The following is a 747-nucleotide window of genomic DNA, read 5'->3' as shown; positions in this document are numbered from 1 at the left end:
TATTTAGAAAGGAAGTAATAAATATGGGATTATGTGTAGATTTGTTTAAAGAATATGAAAATGAAGAGGAAGTTGTTTATCGTTTTTTTCCTTGTGAAGAGGAAGAAAAATCAGGAAAAATTCAATTTAATAAACTAGAAAAAAGATCTGTGGAGCTAGAACCAGCTAAAGTTGAAAGCACAGATTACTATTTTCTTAAAGCAGTTGGTTCTATACAAAAACATGCTAGAAATTCAGATGAATTTCCAGAATTTTTATTTTCACAGTCGTAATCACACTTTTTTCAATCCTATTCTTTTTAGTAGAGGGAGTTTTAAAGTAAACATAAAAAAGCACTAACTTAGTGATAAGGAAAAGTTTCTTATCACTAAGATGGTGCTTTTGAAATTTAAAAGATAAGCAGTCTATGCTACAACATCCACAAACTTTATGTTAGAAAACACTGACACTACTCCTGATCTTCGGTTTGTTTTAATCTTATGATTGTTATCCACTTCTTCTCAACCATGTCGCCCAAATTCCTTTCCATACTTAGAAACTCACTTTACTTTCTGAACCTATGGACTATAAAGATTTCCAGCACTATATTTCCACGCGACCAGTTCGTAATGCCACCGCCCAATCCTCTCGTCCGTTCTTCTCTGCACTCTCTGCAGCTTTCTCCCAATCATACGGTACTGAAATTTGTTCGATAATCCACCGTGTTGATTCCTTTTCCAGTACTGCATAATTAGCGAGCGGTGATCC

1 protein-coding gene is annotated in these 747 nt (G+C 34.4%); it reads left to right on the top strand.

Going from position 1 to position 747, the window contains the following annotated elements; translation table 11 throughout:
* Nucleotides 1–272 (top strand): hypothetical protein (locus tag CN288_RS27935; protein WP_255260075.1); only part of this gene is annotated, 272 nt, incomplete at its 5' end.
* Between the last annotated feature and the right edge of the window lie 475 nt (nt 273–747).

The sequence above is a fragment of the Bacillus sp. AFS023182 genome (assembly GCF_002560575.1).
In the GTDB taxonomy this organism is placed as follows: Bacteria; Bacillota; Bacilli; order Bacillales; family Bacillaceae_G; genus Bacillus_A; species Bacillus_A arachidis.
This window is presented reverse-complemented; position numbering and strand designations above follow the sequence as displayed.